At 39.9% G+C, this 17747-nt stretch carries 8 protein-coding genes; all 8 read right to left on the reverse strand.

Annotated elements, in window-relative coordinates; all coding sequences use genetic code 11:
• Positions 1-291 precede the first annotated feature (291 nt).
• The 8 genes from P164_RS00490 to P164_RS00525 all read right to left on the reverse strand — a co-directional run bounded on the left by P164_RS00490 (position 292) and on the right by P164_RS00525 (position 17566).
• Positions 292-2442 carry a hypothetical protein gene (locus tag P164_RS00490; RefSeq protein ID WP_035899268.1) on the reverse strand — a complete coding sequence of 717 codons (2151 nt, stop codon included), beginning with the start codon at positions 2440-2442 and terminating at the stop codon, positions 292-294.
• Between the two features lie 8 nt (positions 2443-2450).
• The gene (locus P164_RS00495; RefSeq protein ID WP_028374529.1) at positions 2451-6095 is read right to left on the reverse strand and encodes a DUF4450 domain-containing protein; all 3645 of its coding nucleotides are present in this window, start codon (positions 6093-6095) and stop codon (positions 2451-2453) included.
• On the reverse strand, positions 6092-8980 hold the full coding sequence (locus P164_RS00500) for a sugar-binding domain-containing protein (protein ID WP_028374530.1): 2889 nt from the start codon (positions 8978-8980) through the stop codon (positions 6092-6094). The genes P164_RS00495 and P164_RS00500 overlap by 4 nt, the downstream gene beginning before the upstream one ends.
• A gap of 1 nt (position 8981) precedes the next feature.
• Positions 8982-10862 carry a rhamnogalacturonan lyase gene (locus P164_RS00505; RefSeq protein ID WP_028374531.1) on the reverse strand — a complete coding sequence of 627 codons (1881 nt, stop codon included), beginning with the start codon at positions 10860-10862 and terminating at the stop codon, positions 8982-8984.
• Between the two features lie 3 nt (positions 10863-10865).
• Positions 10866-13385, reverse strand: coding sequence for a glycosyl hydrolase 115 family protein (locus tag P164_RS00510; protein WP_051621102.1), 2520 nt, complete (start codon positions 13383-13385; stop codon positions 10866-10868).
• On the reverse strand, positions 13386-14873 hold the full coding sequence (locus P164_RS00515; RefSeq protein ID WP_028374532.1) for a glycoside hydrolase family 28 protein: 1488 nt from the start codon (positions 14871-14873) through the stop codon (positions 13386-13388).
• Between the two features lie 195 nt (positions 14874-15068).
• Entirely contained in the window at positions 15069-17243 is a 2175-nt protein-coding gene (locus P164_RS00520) for a hypothetical protein (RefSeq protein WP_028374533.1), read from the reverse strand.
• Between the two features lie 8 nt (positions 17244-17251).
• Positions 17252-17566 carry a DUF3892 domain-containing protein gene (locus P164_RS00525; protein WP_028374534.1) on the reverse strand — a complete coding sequence of 105 codons (315 nt, stop codon included), beginning with the start codon at positions 17564-17566 and terminating at the stop codon, positions 17252-17254.
• Positions 17567-17747: the final 181 nt, after the last annotated feature.

Genomic DNA, 17747 nt, shown 5'->3' on the forward strand with positions numbered 1-17747 from the left:
AGAGGTTAAATCTGCAATTAAAGGCTTTATTGATTAGAGCAGGTAAATTTTCTTTACTTTTCTTTGCTTGTCTAAAGAAAAGTAACAAAAGAAAAGACACTTTTTCTTAGGCATTTTTGCCCTATTAGGCAAAACCGCAACAAGTCCCCTAAATTTTCTCCAAGGCTTGGAAAATTTTTAACGTGAACTTGTTACTAAGCTGAAGAAAAAGAACACTTTTTATTGAAATCATTCTTACAGTTGAAAATGTAAATTTATCTATTTGATAATTTCGCATAAAAAATACACGACTTAAAAAAACGGCTCTAGACCTTCCCATTTTACATCCCAGCTTCCATCATTCGGGAAGCCGGGATTTTTTAATTTATTCCCATCCCAACCGGCACACATCATCGCAACGGCAGTCAATAATCCGCCATTTCCAGGCATATACAGCGTTAAACGTTCTTCCTGATAGTTGTGTCCGTTTTTAAGGTAGGTGTTCGTCTGTACGTCCATAAATAAGGCGTCAATTGCTTTATCGGGCATTCCCAGTCGGGCAGCAGTCATTGCAGTCATTGGGAAATCCCATCCCCAGGTATCTTCCCAGATCCACACCTCCCAAACTTTATCAAAGGTATGTTGCATCGTTGGTTTGTCTAATAAACTCGTCTCCGGAAGCATTCCATAAGCCCCAAGAACCGAGGGGTGATCGGTTAAGAACTCAGGATTGGTATACGAATCTGTTGCGCTTTCGGTCGCCAGGTAATAGTCTTCCTGAATCGGCAACGCCGAAAGCTTATCCAATACCTTCTGCCAGTTCTCAGGTACGGTTTCTCCTAAGCGTTTTTTCCAGTTAATGGCTGTTTTTAGCGCCCAGTTCCAATAGGCGAGTTCGTAGGTTGGGTTATAGGTTTCTGTTTTTTCAAAACGTTCCTGTGCAGGGATCACCGGCGGACCTAAAACATAGCGGTCATTTTTTTCATCATAATCGGGAAAGGAAGCCATAAAATCGGCTGTTGCAAAAACACGGTCTTTATAGGTAGTTAATGTCGTTTCAGTAGTGTCTGCACGGTACATCAATTCGGCAAAGGTGATAAAATGCGGTTGTTGCCAAACCAAAAATGCACCTACCGATGAGGGTCCTTCATCCCCATAAGGATCGGTCATTTTTTGCCAGCGCGCCCCGTCAAAACCCTGGCGGGCTGCCAGATCTTTTGCATTTTGAAATGCCGTATTGTACCAGCCTAGACTGTTTTCAAGCAATTGCGGTCTTCCCCAAAGTGGATAATGTACTCCGTGCCACCAGTGCATTTCAAGATGGGGTTTACCATACCAACTGTTATAAGTCAATCCGGTTTCCTGAGGTGGCATATTCGCGCTGGTTTGCGCTTTGGTTAAATATTGCGAAAGCACCACGCGACGCTCCAATTCCGCTGCTCTGGAGTCTGTACTTCCCGAAAAATCTACAATACCGCCACTTTGCCAAAATGCTTCCCAACCCGTACTGCTGCTTGCATATACGGTATTTACAGTGGGTAATTCATCAATTTTTTTATCAGAAAAGGTACAGGTAAACGCGATTTTTTCGCCTTTAGGGGCTAAACTAAAATAGTGCTGTTTCTTTTCTATAACTTTTGCTTCTCCTTCCCATTTTAATCCCACCGTATAGGACAACGAATCTAGCGAGCGATTGATTACCGCAGTGTTATCATAATTTGTGGTAAGTGTACTGGTATAGTGTTTAGGGTTTTTCCATTGGGTTCCATAATCAGACCATCTGGCGGTAGCTGCAGGAAAACGTAAGCGTATTTTGAGTTGGCCGGTGTTGAGTAATGCAGATTCTACGCTAATTCCTATCGCATCCTGCTCCTGACTACTGGAGGTAATTACTTTTACCGGAACGCCCTCTACTTTAAAATTACTGATTAATATTCCCGTCCATAAATCTAGGGTTTGATCTACAGCCTCTATATCTTCTGGTTTTACCGGCGTTCCATCTTTTTTGGTTAAATCAAAACCCAAATTTCCTAAATGCACCCGATGCGGATTGGATCTGTAATATTCAGCGGCATCTTTGGCATGTTGAGGTGATTTTACCTGTATGGCATAAGATACGTTTCGGCCATTTTGATCATAGTCTAACAGGGTTTCCTTAAAATCAAAAGCTTCTGTATTGGGGAACGCATTCCAGCCCCAATTAGATTGTGTTCCTAAGGGAATCCCTTTTTCGTAGAAATCGGGAAAGGTTTGCAAACCGGTAACATCGGTTGTAAAAGCAAAATTACCATTACCCAGTGTCAACGAAGCCAGTGTATCAATCTCGGTGAGATGTACATTGTGACGCGAGACCACAGTTTTACGGTCTATTTTATTTTCTAGAGTAGTTTCTTTTTTAACTTCCTGAGTACAGGCTAATGTACACCCGAGGAAAACCAGAATGAATAGCAGTTTAAGATTCATAATTTTAGTTAGCGTTGTAAGGTGAGACTCATTAATCCTATAATCACATCATTGGTAATACTTTCTATGTGTATATGTTGTAGCGTTTTTTTCACATCCAGCGGAAGATCTAAAAGCGTTCCTGCACCATTATCAATTCCATACTGCGTAAAACCGTGAATATCTGTATAGTCATCAAAGTTTCGGGTTATTTCTCCTGTTTTAAATATGAGGCGTGGAGGTTTTGGGGCATCTGCTGTAAATGCATAGCCGTCTGCATAATAATCCTGCTCGATTGGCCACCAGTTTTCGGGATTTTTTAGACTCAGCTTATCTGAAGTTCCATCAGTATAGGTTACGGTAACTCTGCCATTTTCCATTCGGGTCTGCATGGGGTTTGTAGTACCTGTCATAATTAAGTAAGCGTGGCTTGCTTTACCCGTGAGTGGTATGTTAATCGTGTCTGGATAGGTATCCCATTTTGAGGTGAAAACTACATTCTCCTCATTTGCTTGAGACCCAGTTTTAAATGGGATGTTTTGTTGACTTTTTATGGTTCCTGTACGTGCTGCTGCCTTACGTAAGCCACTATCGTCTATAGTTATTTCTTCGGAAATATTAGGGTAGCACCAGTTGCCGATGCCGGTTGTGGGCAGTTGTAGTGTAGGTGATTCCGGTCGCGGACTCCAATACTGTTGTTTGAAAATTTGATTGACCTCTGCATTAAAATGACTCGATAAATCAATACAATCAAATTTAGGTACCTGGTAAACAGGTATGTCCCAATTGGTAAATGCCAATTCAATTTCGGCTCCCGAAGTTAAACTAAACTTCAACTTATTTGTCCCGGGAACCACTGCCCGTACGGGTAACTTTAGTTGTTTGCTGCCTGATGAAGGAATTTTTATTTTTTGTTGATGGTTGGTATTTATTCCTAAAGTACCTTCTAGGATTTCTGAAGCATTATTTTGAAGATCAATTTTTACAGCTCCTGAAGAATAGTGGTTGTTGACGATTTCTAGTTTTGGAATAACTTCAAAATTTATCGGTTGCCACCAGATCATTTCGTCATGTTTCAGTTTTATAAAAACCGTTTTATGCCCCAAACCGGAATTTATACGTGCATCAATTTTCTTTGAAGAACTATCAATCTCAGAAAGGGCACGTTGAGGATCGTAAACTTCTAGAATTTCTGCGTTTGAAGTGTTGAGGTTTAGTGGTTCTTGAAGTGCATATTTTGTTTTTGTAGTAATAGGATCTATAGCTTGAGTACCCCACTTTACTTCAATTTTATACTGCTTAGCCTTACCCGCATCAATACTTATTTTAGGAGTTCCTACTGCATTCGTATCCATGGTGTAAGTTGCTTTTTTTCCGTTTACAGTTAGCTCTTCAAGCGTAGAACAGGCGGCATTTAATTCTAATTTGAGATTTAAATCGGCGTCGAAATTATTTTTCAGCGTATAGATTTCGGTATTTTCTATTCTTTTAAAAGACAACGAGACATCAGGTAGGTGTAAAGAAGCCTGTTCCCATTCTTGCGGAAAGCCGGGTTGTATAATCAATTCATTATTGATAAAATTTGGCTTTATGCCAAAAAGACCTTCTACTAAAGCTCGTGCAGCAACACCTATAGGATCTGCAAAATCCCGATAGAGTTCGCCGCGCATGGCATCATAAAACGACAATTGCTGAAATCCGCCCGGCGAAGCACCCAGATACATACTTTCTACAAGGGCGCTTTCAAAAAGTTTAAAACCTTTTTCAGGTTGATTGCCCTGCCAGTAGGCAAGTGCCATATTAAGATTTTCAGCCAGCGCAACATTGTTTACAGACCAGGTGTAGGGTTGCCAGTTGGTCGTTGCAACTAAAGAAAGATCATCATAGGGTAAGCCTTCAGCCGCGACAGGAATATGCGGAATTTCATTGCTCACATAATTCAAACTTTGATACGCCTGAAAATTATCTGCAATGTCTTTATCAAGGGCGTGATACACCGTCCAAATTCCGGGAGTTTTGTGTAGCAGTTGATTGCCTAATGCATCTTTATACTCTGCAAAAACACCTTGTTCAGGAAGCCATAGTGTGTTTTGAATGGCGTTTTTAATTTTTTTGGCTTCTAAAAAATAAGGTTGTGGATCTTTTTCTAAAAGCTGAGCTAATTTTGCGGTCAATACATTAGCACGGTAATTATATGCCGAGGTATAGGTCACCGAACCCCCGCTGTATTGCAGGGCGTCACTTGCCCAGATTGTTGCGTAGGCATCATACAATCCATCATCATTTGCATCAAAATTTCGTTTTTCCCATTTTAAATGCCGCTCAATTACGGGAAATATTTCTTTTAGAAATTGAGGATTTTTATTCCATTTAAAATGCGTGAGCAGCTGATCTATAAAAACCAGATTCATATCATAATGATGTGCGCGGTCGTTGCGATTGGGATGTCTGCTTATGTAGCCCTCGCTAAACATAGCCGTACCCAAAACTTCCTTTTGTCGTGCAAAATAACGGCTGCTGTCTAAAACCACAGGGCCGGTCTCGGGTTCTAAAACCTGTGATTTTCCGTAGCTGCTAAAGTGGGTTTTCGCACGGTCGTGCCAGCCTAATAGGTCTGCAGTATATGCACCACGCCAGGCGTTGAGGTGCATCCGCCAGGCTACCGAGCCATGTAAATATGCCGGACTTTCCCAGATGGCATCTGCTGCAGTAGCGAGTGCGCCGCCCAATGTATTCAAATAGGGATCAGGAGTTTTAAGCGTTACGCGGTTTGCCAGCGTTTCTGCTTTATGTAAAGCCTCATTAAATGCTTCTTCGGTAGTACGTGTATCTTGAGTTGTTTTAGAATCGGGGTTTTCAATCGCCCAATAATAGGTTTTTGAAGCGTTTCTTGAAACGGTACCGTACACCACAGGAAGCGTATCTGCAGTGGAGTTGGTTAAACTTTTAGGGTTCTGATTTGCTGTTGCACTGCCTACCTTTACGATGCCGTCGGGGATTGTGCCATGGAGTATTTTGGTGTTTTTATGCGTTTTTTTATCCCAGTTAAAATCAAGAGTAAACTTGTTTTTGGCTAGAGTATAGGTGTTGTGTAAACAATATTCCGGTTGCAGGTAAAACACAGATTCGGGGTCTGCGCCAATATCACCATCTCTATGGAATTTCTTTCCGCTGGCTCCACCGAATAGCCAACTTATATCAACCGTTTCGGGTAGATTGATTTCCGTTACTTTAAGTAAGAAACCTTCGTGTGTCGCCGAAGCAACCACGGTAAGCTGTAAACTTCCGGCACCTAAAATCTCATCCCGCAGGGTGTATTCCATAATACCCGGCGTATAGCGGGTTTCAATACTGTCTGCTTCTGTAATCCATTTGGAGGTTTTTCCATTAGCAATGCCCAGTTTAAAGTTGCCACCCATTCCCGGCATATACAATGCAAACTCGGGTAAGTCGCCGGTTTCTACTCTAAAACCAGAATTGGTACCGTATAAGGCGCGGTTAAATTTTCGGGTACCGTTTACTAAAACAAAACTTTTACCGTCCGGCTTATAGTGTAGTAGCCTTTTTTGATTGTGCCAAAGCGCTTTTTCTTGTGCGATTGCAGGCGTAAATGCTAAACCTGCTAAAATCAGAAGTGAAGAAAAACCAGCTATTAGTTGGATAGAACTTCTCATTCACCCTCATTTTTAGGCTTTAATTCGTCGGGACTGTCGTTTGTATATTTATTAAATTGTTGCTTGGATGGGGTTTTAAATAAATCCTGAATCAGCGCAATATCGAGTTCGTTTTTTGGATTAAATTCTGCCGAAGCCATATACTTCTGCAAGCTGTAATACAATTGGTGGGCTGCCGCATCTTTCTCAGGATCGTTAAGATCAACACTCACAACCATAAGTTTCCCGTTGCCCACTTTGGCTTCAAAAGCCATTGCAAGTCTGCGGTTCATAAACCAGGTGTCTATAGGCTGAATTAGCGGTCTAAAGTTTTCGGGAAAATCTTCCAAATGCATTACCTGCTGGTTGTTTACAATGCTGTACCACTGTAAATCACTGTGATATTCGGTGGGAAATTCGTTAAACAACGGGTGCTCCGGATCGATTAAAATTCCGGTAGTATGCGGTGGGCGCATCTGAAACCACGAGGTGTTCCAAAAAACCGGGATAAAGGTTTGTACTACTTCGGCACCTTTTACGATGCGTCCTGCAGCATTTAATATAACGGTACCGCCAGAGTTTAGGGTTTTTAGCGCTTGTTCGTCAAGCGAGGTACACTCATAAACTTGCGTGGTTACGGCAGGTAATTCCTTAGGATATACCCAAAAGTCCCAGTGATTCTTAAATTCGGTATTTTCAACCGAAATGGTAAATATCAATTTTTGTGGAGTTTCGATTTCGCTAAGCGGAACTGCTACTTCTCCTAAAGTAGATAATCCATAACCAATTTCAGGAGTATCAAAACTACCTGAAGCTACACTAATTCCTGCGCTATTAGTGATCTGCCAGTTTTGATTTTGCTTTAAAGGTGTCTTCCCAAAATGGGAAATGAGCGCAGTAGCGGTAAACGATTCGTCATTAGTATATACAAACTTTGGGATCTCAGCGAGCGGCACCGTACTGTTTGCAAATTCCCGAAATGCAGTCGCATCTGTATAGGATTTTGGGTCCCAAAAGGCATCCAAAACACCTACTAGCGCAGTCCCCTGACCCGAATAATCACTTAGCGAAAGCATTTGATAGCCGGCATAATTGGGAGTACGCAATGCTTTCTCAATATCATATTTATAACACAAAGCCTGTAATTTCCCGGAAGCCATAAAAAAATCATCTGCCTGATCAAGCATATGATGATCTTTAAGATCCTCTTCAAAAAGTTCGAAGTTCTTAGCCTTAAGCGGACCTGTATATTTTTTTGTCTCGTTGAAATTAGGGAAAACACAATATTGCCCCAGTTCGTGCGACACAAACGGGACCTCAAATTGCGCGATATTTTTGGTAAAATTATTAAGCGTTTGCGGCGTTTCATTTTTCCAATCCAGTCCGCGGGCACCACCACGCACCATAAATTCGTTATTGGGTACTACCGGCCAGCTGCCACCTACCGATGCGCCAGTGTATAAGCGACGGGTATCTTTTTGTTTCCAATAATTATTAAAAGCACTCAGGTATTCTACCTGTCGTCCTGTGGGTTCGTTACCATAAGCCAGCATCACATAGGAGGCAAAGTTGCCGTAATGGGTTTCCATACGGTTTGTTTCTTCATAAATATAGGTATCTATAGGTCTGCCTAGTCCTAAAGCACTGCCGTGATTTGCCCAGCTTGGGCCTTCGGGTTGTAAATAAATACCCAATAAATCTGCGGCTTTAAAAGCAGCTTCGGGCGGACACCAGGAATGATACCGTACGTGATTGAGACCGTGATCTTTTATAGCTTTAAACACTTTTTTCCAGGAGTCTATATCCATTGGGGGATGTCCTGTAAGTGGGTAGATCGCATTGTCTAGCGTTCCTCTTAAAAATACAGGTCGGTCATTTATGAGAAAAGAAGTGGCTTGTGTTTTAAAATCCCGAATCCCGAATTGCAAGGTTTTATGATCAACACCTTTAGAAGACGTCAAAGTGACTTTAGCACGGTATAAAGCCGGGTCAAACTCATCCCATAACGCAATAGTTTCTCCTAGCGGAACCGTTGCAACTAGTGTATCCTGAGTTGCGTTTATTTTAAATGAAGTCGAGTAAGGGTTTATTTTTTGAGGAGCAGCCGTATTGAACGTTACCAACTCAAAATTTAAGGTTACTTTTTTAGACTGTTGCTTTAATTGGGCAACAGCAATTTTAAAACGAACTTCTTTTGCAGCTCGATTGGGATAGGCCTGTATATTTTCAATATAAATTTCGGGGGTGGCGACTAATTTTAATTTTCCTATAATTCCATTCCAGTTGCCCTGTGTATGGTCGGTGATACTGTGGGAATCGGGACCTACATTAATTTCTTTAACGCGGTTGTCAACGCGAATGCTTAGCGTATGTGTACCCGGAGTTAAGTAGCTGCTTAAGTCGTATTGATGGGGAGCCACCATAGAATTTTGTATCCCTATTTTTTGACTGTCGAGATATACCAGTGTTTCGGTATGCGGGCGTTCCAGATAGAGGTAAATGTGCTTATTATCCCAATCTTTTGGAATGGTAATTTCCTTTTGATACCAGGCTGCGCCTACGTATTCTTTTTCGGGCGTAAGCCAGAATGGGAATTTGACATCCCCCGGCTGACGGTACTTTTCAAACCGCGGATTGAAATAAAATGAACTGTCGTAAATACTACCCGTCCATTGTGTTTTTATGGTAACCTCGTTGCCTTTGTTATTGGTAAGCATCGACCCCGGAAGTATGATGTTGTCTTTTAATTTTCGGGCAAACCATGCTGCAGTAGTTCCCTGGTCTTTAGCATCTATTTCAAATCGCCAGGTCCCCTCTAGGTGCAGTGTATCACTTTTTTGGGCGTGTATTGGCTGTAATCCTATAAAGCTTACTAGTAAAATAAAAAAAGTATAAAAGTGACGCATATTAGTTAGAATTTAATTGATTAGGAACGAGTTTGATATTGGGTTTGGGGGCTTTTTGCATCCCGTAACCCATATAAAAACCTACATGTGGCGGCTGGTTGTAGCCCACATTTTGCCAGGCAATACTCAAGCGGTACTGCGGATCGTGCATTAAGGTGTATACGCGTGTGGTGGTAGGATTAGGTGTTGTATAAATACGCAGTTCTGTACCATCATCACTGGGGAGCATCAGCTCTTCACGCCAGTCGCCCAGAATATCTGCCGAAAGACTGGGAGTAGATTTTGATCCGTTTACTGAATGTGCGCCATCGGCTTTAAAAATTCGGCCTTTGCCATATTTCTCAATATAATTGCTGTTTAAGAGTTCGCGGGTCGTATCGCCATCCCACCAAATTAAAAAGTTGGCAACCCGTGGCGCTCTACCTATGGGATTGCCTTTGCTGTCGTGAAGATTCCGATTGCCAGACCACCACATTTGTGCACCTACACGAGTGGTATCAATATTTGCGGCTACGCCACGACCCACATCTTCATCAGGTTGTGCTTCAAATAATACATTACCATCTTTTGCGGAAAACAAGACCACTCCCGGTCCTTTGGTACCTTCTTCAATTTCGTGAACACCAAAACGTTCCAGACCCGGTATTTCAGGATCGAGGTCACTTACGTGAATGGCATCACCGTGTCTAAACCCTGTGGTGTATAAACCGCTACCGTCATCATCTACGGTCATCGCACCAAAAATGATTTCATCTTTCCCATCCTCATCAACATCAGCAACAGAAAGGTTGTGGTTGCCCATCCCTGAATAGGGATTTTTTCCGTTTTCAGAATCAAAGGTCCAGCGCGATTGTAGTTGGTTATTTTTAAAATCAAAGGCTGCCAGAACGATGCGCCCATAGTAGCCGCGGCCCATTACGATATTGGGATGAATGCCGTCAAGGTAAGCAACACAGGCGGTAAAGCGATCTACCCGATTGCCGGTGTTATCGTTTTTACCGTTTCCACCGGTTCCGCCCCAGGCGCCAATATTCCCACGTTCGGGAATGTAAGCGGTAGTGGCAACCACTTTACCGGTTTCACCATTAAAAACTGTAAGATATTCGGGGCCTTTTAAGATTTTACCAAAGGTTCGGGAGCGCTCATCGGTATCCCGCCAGTCGGCTTTAGGGTCACCAATAACGGTTCCCAATGCATCTGTGGTGCCGTCTGCGGTTTTGCAAACCATTTCGGCTTTACCATCCCCATCAAAATCATAAACTAAAAACTGCGTATAATGCGCACCTTCGCGAATGTTTTTTCCCAGACTGAGTTGCCAAAGCAGTGTGCCATCTAATTCGTAAGCCTGAAAAATAGGAGGGTCGGTTAACCCGCGATGGGAGTTGTCGTGACTTTTGCCGGTCATATGCACAATAAGCTCATACTGCCCGTCGCCGTCTAAATCTCCCACAGCGGCATCGTTTGCGCTATAGCCTTCAATTTGAGTAAGCGGTAAGGATAAATAAGGTTTTACAGCTGCATTAGCCGGTATCGTGAATTTACCGGGTTCTTCGGTTTCTGTGTTCTGTAAAACCGACTTTACAAACCAGGTATTGTGCAGGGTTAAGTCTGCGGTTTTATCTATAAAAAACGTCCTATTTGAAATAGGATCTGTATTCAATTTAACCGGTTTCTCATCACCAGATTTTCGGTAGATATTAAAACAAAGTTCGTCGGGGTCAGTTCCTAGAAATCGCCAACTAACGATGACTTCTTGATTTTCCTGAGCGAGGGCAACCACACCACGATCCAGATGTTCCATCTGTCGCTGTGCGTTACAGGCAACGCCAATTACGCAGAAAATTAAAATAAGATAATGCTTAATTGGACGGGATAGATTCATCGGTTAGTCGGTTAGGGGTAGGGTGTAGGGAAGTGCTGTGCCATTCTCGGCGAGTATAAAATAATCGGGCAATACTCCGGGATCAAGTCGGTAGATTTTAATCGTATGCGTACCGGCTTTAAGCACACCTAAATTCAGTGATTTTCGGGCTTGATTGCGCAGTACATTTTGTTTCCATTCTTCACTTCTGCCGAAGGTCTCAAAATCTAAAATCTCGACAGTATTATCGTTTAGTTGTATTCCTATTTTTAAGTTTTGGTTACCGGTTGTGGGATGATTGGGTAATGCTGTAAGCGTAAAGTCGGCGTTTTTTAAATCTTCTAACAGCTCAATCTCGTAGCTTAAAACCGGAGTGGTAGCTGCTAGCTCTTTAATTGTTGTGGCGTCTGAAGCGGCTAATTGTAAGATTTGCCCGCTATAACCTAATCCGTTTAATTGCTGCGGAAAACCTGCTTCAAAGTTTGTAGCACGCGTATAATCTGCTGCGTTGTGCACCAGTGCAAGTTTAGGAGCTTCGGTGCTTTTGGACTCGTCGTCCAAAATTTCGGGTAGCTCAAATACCGGAAGTCTGCGCGGTGCAGGATCCATAATACCGTTCCATTTTCCATTTGCGAGGCTGTTGTAGGTGCTGGTTAATTGCGCCATCTCCTCTTGATTTGCGCGTATTGCGTTTTTATATTCCTCAGCTTTTTGACGATTGGTCTTACTATAATGCGTTGCCAAATCCCGATATAAATACTTTTTGTTCATCGCACTTGATCCAAGTACCGGATAAACCACCAACTGATACCAGGCATCGGTACGGTGTTTCGGGATTTCGTTTTGAGTGGTGTACACTTTTTTTGAAAGCGCCTCATAGGCTGCTATACGCTTTGTGTTTTCATCATTTTCGGGACTTAATGAAAATCCCGTAAGGTGCGTAGCGCGTGTAGGTTCGGTTTGACTCCATCCCATAAATTCGGGTTTGCGTAGCCAGGCGAGATCATAATACGTATGGCGTATATCGCTAATTTCAGAAGCCAGATTTTCACCAAAAATGCTTCCGTAGAACTGTTGCATATGGGTTAGATAGTTTTCAGGCTTTCTAAATCTTTCCGGCTCAAAAGCCAAATCCATAAAAAACTGCGTATTGTATTCTGCAGGCTTAATATCTCCCACATTAAGAATCCATATTTTATCTGCTCCCGTATCGTAGGCTTTCAGTAATTCTTCGCGTATTAAAGCGGGATGTGTCGTACTCAACCACAAATAATCGTGCGGTCTGCCCCAGTAGGAAGCGTGGTAATACACACCGCTACCGCCAGTGCGTTTGCGCTCTTCGGCGTTGCTTAATTGTCGAAAATATCCGTAGTTATCATCGGTCCACATCAGGGTGATATCTTCAGGTAAATCGAGGCCGTATTCATACAAGTCAAGCACCTCTTTGTAAACGGTAAACACCTGCGGTACCTGTTTAGGGTCTCCTATATGTTTTTGCAATAAAGCCCGCTGATCTTTAATTACGTCATTTAAAATTGCTGCGGCATCTGCCGTGTTTTTAGCACCTTCCATACCGCTGTCGTGAACGCCACGCATCCCAATGGTGTAAATTCCGTTTACATTTTTAGCTTCAGCAACACGCTCTTCCCAATAATTGAGTACGCCTTTTTTATTGCTGAAGTAATTAAAATCACCCATCGTATCGTGATCCCATTCATCTACATTATTACGTAACATAGGTTCTGCGTGTGACGAACCTAAAACAATCTCATAATCTTCAGCCACTTTAGCATTGCCCGGATAGTGAAAAAACGCTTTAGTACTGGGATGCATTGCCGGCCAGATGGTATTTGCACGCAGGCGCAATAACAATTCAAAAACCTTTGCGTAGGTTTTAGGTCCTATATCACCGGTTTCGGGTTCAAAAGTTTTTGCTGCCCAGGGCTGTAAACCCCAGTCTTCATCATTTATAAAAATGCCGCGGAATTGAACCGCCGGACTTACCGATTGAAAATCATCAATCGCCAATACCAAATTTTCTTGTGGGGTAGGTGTGACATCTGCCCACCAATACCAGGGAGAAACGCCTATTTTTTGAGAGATTGAAAATACACCATAAGCCGTTCCGCGGGGATCTGCTCCCGAAATCACCAGAGCTTTTTGAATACGTTCAGCAGGATTGTGTACCAGTGTATGTGTATAGGTTTCCCAGGCATTTGCTGCCGGAAGTTTATTTTGATCGTTGACTAAGGCTTTAATCAATTGCGAATCGCGGTTACCTATCGCAATTACATTTCCTGAAACCTCTACAATACGCGTAACGACCTGAGGCTTAAAGCCAGTAACCTGCTCGATGTCCTGAGCGAGCAAATATGCCGAAATAGAATCGAGCGCAGGACCGTTTGCATCGTAAATAATCGCAGTCTTTGTGTCTGCGGTTACGAGTTCAAAATTTGAATTATTGAGCGTTTCTTTTTGCGTAGCACTGCCACAGCTTATACAAGCAGCAGATACTAACAAAAGAAATAGAAAAGAGCTTTTCATTTAGTTGATTTTCGGGGAAGAGGTATAAAGCGAATCTGAAATGACAACTCCGGGTGAATTTTCAATTTTTAAGGTCGAACCGTTTTTGATACTCAGGCTTACGTTTTCAATAGTCCAGTTGGTACTGTGGGTGATTTGACCGGCTTCTTCTGCCTGTATGTGTACATCTTTTAAGGTGATGTTTTCAACAAGTGATTGCTCCATACCATTAACATTAATAGCGCGTTGCGCCCCTTTTACATCAATGTTATACAAGGTGATGTCTTTAAACGTAGGGATGCCTTTTTCGGGAGGGTCTACTTCCATCAATAAGGTTTTCCAACGTTGTGGTATGCTTTCTTCATCGTAACCTTCGGGCAACTTAGAGTAAGAGTACGACGGGTTCCAGTTCATCGAAACTTCCATAAATGTACGTACGCTGTCCATCTGAATGTTTTGAATCTGAATGTCTTCTACCGTACCGCCACGATTAGTAGCCGATTTGATGTTGAGTCCGTTTTTAGTTCCCAGACCTTTAATGTTAGAAACAAAAACGTGGCGTATGCTACCACTGGTCTCACTACCTATGGTACACAATCCCGAACCGGCAAGTGCTATACAGTCGCGTATCACTACATATTCGGTAGGGCGATCTACCCGAAGACCGTCCCAATCGCGACCGGCTTTTAAACAAAAATTGTCATCGTTACAGTCGATGTCGCAGTTTTGTACCAGAATATATCTCGAGGAATCAATATCAATCCCGTCTGTGCTGGGGCCGTGACCGCCTATATTGTTTCTAATGGTTAAACCATCTACCGTGATGTGGCTAGAATACAACACCTGTACCGTCCAGAATCCTGCACGTTGTATGTTGAGGTCTTCTATAAATACATTTTCTGAATTTTGCACCAGGAGCGTACGCGGGCGTTTAGCGTCATAATCTACAATCCAGCGCAGGCCTTTGGGTTCGTATTCTTTACGCAGATTCCAGTAATAGTCCCAAAACACTTTTCCCTGCCCGTCAACCAGACCGTCGCCGTTTATGGTCACATTGGTCTCATCTAACACATTGATTAATGCCGCAGGCCATTTCATCTCAATACCGGCAACACGCGTATCAATCTCGGGGTAGTCTTTAATGTCCTCACTCCCTAAAATCACAACCCCTTCAGGAATGGTAAACTGTATGTTTTTTTTGATAAAAATAGAGCCGCTTAAGTAGGTACCCGGTTTAAAGGTTACCGTACCGCCACCATTTGCTGCAGCTGCATCAACGGCTTGTTGTATTGCTGTTGTGGTTAATGCGCTCCCATCCGCAATGGCGTTGTAGTCGTTTACATAAAACACCTCTTTTTTAAAATCTATAGGTTTTGCACCTACTTCGCTTACCCAGGCGGGTTCTGTATCTGCAGGAGATTGGGCTGCGAGATCTGGAGTTGCGGTCTTGTTTTTGCAACTGCTCAGACTGATTAAGGCACTAAATAAAAGAAAAGAAAGCTGTCTCATAATTGTTTATCCAATTGAATAAACAAGTTCCTTTTTTTTAAAGAAACTAGCATCCTGTTCTTACCTGTTGGGGGAAAAAATGCAGCAGTTAGAATTTGTTTAGTAGAGGTTTTATTAGAGTATATGTAGGTTTACTAATCAAATCTTGTAATGAGTTGTTTTTTACCTTAGTTCTTTTTTGTCTTAGTTTTTTTATTATTTTAAATTTTTTATTTCTTCGTATAAATTCATTAAATGAATCATAGACATATCAATTAAAGGCTCAAACATAAATGCATTAATATGAATGTTTTCAGGAGTCATTAAGTTAACTTTATCTATTATGAAACTATTATTACTGTCAGGATATTTTTTGCAATATTCTTTAAACAAAGCCTGAGTTTGGTTTTTCTTTATTGTTTTTAAATCAAGATCAGGTAGCTTGTTTATTAAGTATTTTTCTGTTTCTAATCTAATTGCTACTGCTAGACAAATTTTATTTTCGAGAGCTATTTCATTAGAGTCGTTTAGTTTTATAGAATTGGCTGTTGCGATTATTAATTCTATTAAATTTTCTTCTCCAAAATCAATTGTTCTATCTTTTAAGAATATTAGTTTCTTTTGAAATATTTTAAATACATCTTTTGCTAATAAACTTTCTGACTCTTCTTTTCTATGCAAGCAACTTGTTAGAGTTAAATAATCCTGATTATTCTTACTTTCACTGTATTCTATTAAGTTCCTTACAAAAGCAATCAAGCTAATAAAAAACTTTTCATCCTTAAATTTTTTAATGAAATAACTAAAAACATCATTTACATATTCACCTTTATTGAAAGTTATTTCATTTTCTAAATTTTTTGTAGTCATATAAATTACATCTCTACTTAAATAAAGTCTTGATGCTATAGTTCTATAGAAATCAAAATTATGAGTTAAAATAATTACTTTAAAATCATTCTTTTCGTGAATCTCTTTTATGTATTCAATAATTGCAAATTTATTTTTATAATCAAATGAATCTGCAATATCATCGAATATTAGTAAATCTCTACTTTGCTTTAATTTTCGAGCTTCAATTTCGAATAAGAAATGTAAAATAAAATAAGCTCTTTGTTCTCCTTTGCTTAATATTGAAAGTAAATTTTCTCGATTTTGTTGTATAGGTTCTTTTCCTCTGTCAGAATAATCAAAGTTTAGATTAGCTGTTTCTTGTTTTAAAATTATATCTTCTTGGTTTATAATATTAACCTTAAATGGAACGTGGAACCTAGAATTAAAGGTTGTTACGATATTTTTCCATAAAGCAAATTCCTTTTTAGCTTCGCTTATAATTTTCTCTAATCTAGCTTTTTTGGATTTGTAAAAATCCAATAATTTTACAGACTCTTCCTTTATTTCTGAAAAATAATTAATCCAAATTTCTTGTTTAAATTTATCATAATCCTTTAATTTAATTAGAATTAAGTTGTTTTTTTCTAAGACATTTTTAAATAATCTTAATTCTGCATTAGCACCAATTGCCTTATCCACTTTGTCAAATGATACTTTTAGCTTTTCATCATTTAAAATGTTTTGAATTTCTTCTTGAATTATTGACTTTAAATTTTCTACATTTTCTATTTCTGTTCCATCTTCTAAAACAAATTTATGACCTGCTTCAAAAAAAGAATTATCTTCTATGGATTTGATAATAACGTTTGCTTGATAAGTTCCAAAAGTATTACCAGTAGAATCTTTAAAGAATCTTGATTTAGAAATAATATTTTTGTAATCATTAATGTATTGGTCTAAAATCGTTTTGTTTTTATCAAGAAATCTTTTTACGTTTCCTTTCCTATCAAAAACATCATTATATCTAAAATCAAATTTTTCAAATTTTGTTTTTAGATTATTAATTTGTTGGTTTAAAACCTCAAAAAAATTAGCGTTTTCATCTTCTGAAAATGTATTTATAAATTCTGTCTCACAATCCGTACTTTGTGATATAATTTTTAGTTTTTTTATAAATTCGACTTTATTATCATTCAATTCCTTGTAGATAGAATCATATTCCTGCTTTAATTCTTTACTAGCTAAGAAACTGCTGATTTTACTTGAAGCATCAAAATTATTATCTTCTGCATTTATTACTAATATATCTTCAGGATTAATTTCTTCATTTTCAGTTAGAACTTTGTATTTAGTAATTCTATTCTTATAAATTCTATCGCAAGGTTTTTGTTTGGAATCATTTTTCGCAATCAAATCAAATGTTTTTGCGAAAGAGGTTTTCATAGTTCCATTTGGGGCATAAATTAGATAAGAATTACTTATGCTGAAATCAAACGAGTGGTCTAATTTTCCGATTCCGAAACAATTTTCAAATTGAATATGAAGTTCTTCTTTCATTCTAAGTTTTATGGTGCTATCCAATCAAAATCGATTAAATGAGCTAGATTATCTGTCTTTGTATTGTCAGGATTAGACCTTAAGTATTTTCCATTACTTCCATTTACTACTTCTACATTTTCTCCTATTTTCCAGCCAGCAGTTGAATAATTCCAAACCCAAGTAACAGCGGAATTCCCATTCATTTCTAAAAGTTTAACAGCATCTACTTTTGATTTTTTTGATGCTCTTGTAGTTGATTTTTCTCCAACAGTATGAAAAGCGTAATGTGTTATTACATTACTACTATTTTTCCATACTCCAGAAATTCGATATACTGCCATATTGTTTTTTTTTTCGTTATTTAATTATTTAAATGTTATTAAAACAATTAATTTTAGTCTTCGGATGTATGTTTATGAAGTTTTAACCCTGAATATTTAGGTTTAGTTTCAGGTGTTCCATTTTCCTTCTTTGGTTTTTGGCCAGGCTTAATTGCTCGTATTATTTTCCTATTTTTTTGTT

This window comes from Leeuwenhoekiella sp. MAR_2009_132, assembly GCF_000687915.1.
Taxonomy (GTDB): Bacteria; Bacteroidota; Bacteroidia; order Flavobacteriales; family Flavobacteriaceae; genus Leeuwenhoekiella.